This is a genomic window from Nocardia barduliensis (assembly GCF_013315795.1).
Classification (GTDB): domain Bacteria; phylum Actinomycetota; class Actinomycetes; order Mycobacteriales; family Mycobacteriaceae; genus Nocardia; species Nocardia barduliensis.
On the sequence record NZ_JABLTE010000254.1, the window covers coordinates 1 to 1,689 of the forward strand.

The window sequence follows — 1,689 nt, forward strand, 5'->3', positions numbered from 1 at the left end:
GAACAGGTTGGTGCCGTAGGGGATGTCGCAGCCGACGTCGCCGTTGGAGTGGATGGCGCAGTTGGAGCTGGCGTAGCGGAAGTACACGGTGTCGTCGTCCACGGTTTGCGCCGGGGCCGCGCCCGCGACCGCGGTGCCTGCCAACGTCAGGGCGGCTGCCAAGACCGCCGGTGCCGCGAAGTTACGGAGATTCATAGTATGAATCTAGCCAAAGGCACGACGTCCGAAACGTTTTCGGTGCTGATCAGCCCGGCGACAGTCATCGGCAAGACCTCGAAATGTTCTCGCGCGGCCATTGGCCGTCGACTCTCGAACTGGGACTCATGTACCGGCCCACCACCATGGCGATGATGTCCGGCGGGGTCGTATCCGGTACGGAGGTGCGCGGCTCGGAAACTGAATAACCCACGCCCGGTTGGGAAATTCGGCAACGGTCTTTCGAGCCGAATTGGTAGGTAACACAAGATTGCTGGAAAGTCTGGCGAGGCGGCCACACATTGCTATTGACTGCGAATTCGCGCCCTCCTACCCGGGCCAGGAGTCGACATGCCCGAATACTCGCATAATTCGTGTCCGATGATCCAGGCGGCGATGCGATGACCCGCAAAGAGGCGGCAGTGGCGCTCGGATCGTTCGGGGCGTGCCTGATCTCGGTTTTCATGCAGATGATCGATGTGACGATCGTCAACACCGCTCTCCCGGTCGTGACCGCGGAGCTGGGGGCGTCGCGGTCCGAGCAGTTGTGGGTGGTGGCCGGCTACTCGCTGGCGTTCGCCTGCGTACTGCTCACCGCGGCTCGCGTCGGCGCCATGGTCGGCCGCCGCCGGATGTTCCTGTGGTCGGCGGCGGCGTTCACCGCTGCTTCGGTGTGGTGCGGAATATCGTCTACCGCACTGGAATTGGTCATCGCCCGGATCGTGCAGGGCGTGGCCGGTGCGGGAATGGCGGCGCAGACCATCGCCATCATCACCGCGGCCTTCCGGCGCGAGCACCATCAGTACGCCTTCGCCGTGTACGGCGCTACGGCCGGTTTCGCCGGAATGCTCGGCCCGATCCTGGGCGGCGGCCTGATCACCTTGGATCCGTTCGGCCTCGGCTGGCACGCGATCTTCCTGATGAACCTGCCGCTGGGCGTGGTGGCGATCGCACTGGCCACGCGTTACCTGCGATCGGGCCCGGCGACGGATCGGGAACCGCTGGATCCGCGCGGGACCGTGATCGCCACATCGGCGCTGTTCCTGCTGCTGTTCGCGCTCTCGGACAGCCAGCAGGCGGGCTGGCGTCCGCTGCACGGGGTCTATATCGCGGCCGCGGTGGTGCTGGGCGCGTTGTTCGTGGCTCACGAGCGCGCCACGCGCCGCCGGGGCGGGCGCGCGCTGGTGCGGCTGGACTTGTTCTCCGACCGGCGGTTCGCGGTCGGATCGGCGCTGGTGACGATCTTCTTCGGGCTGTTCACCGCATTCGTGTTCACCGTATCGATCCTGCTGCAAGACGTGCTGCGGTTCTCCGCGCTGCGCACCGGTGTCGCGATGACACCGTTCGCCCTCGGGGCGGGCGCGGGCGCGGTGCTGTCACCGATACTGTTGCGTCGCTGGGGGATTCGTGCGCTGGCAGCCGGGATCGCCGTCTTCGGCGGGTGCGTCGTGGTCGGGGTGGGATACCTGTACGTGGGGTCGGGCGCGGTGAACC

1 protein-coding gene and 1 pseudogene are annotated in these 1,689 nt (G+C 66.4%); one reads left to right on the forward strand and one right to left on the reverse strand.

All coding sequences use genetic code 11. The features are described 5' to 3' along the window. Window positions 1–195 (reverse strand): annotated as a pseudogene (locus tag HOV91_RS39030) (hypothetical protein); the annotation flags it as partial. A gap of 374 nt (window positions 196–569) precedes the next feature. On the opposite strand from HOV91_RS39030, the gene HOV91_RS39035 reads away from it, so the two are divergent. Further along, window positions 570–1,689: MFS transporter (locus HOV91_RS39035; RefSeq protein WP_312884953.1), on the forward strand; the 1,120-nt coding region annotated here is incomplete at its 3' end.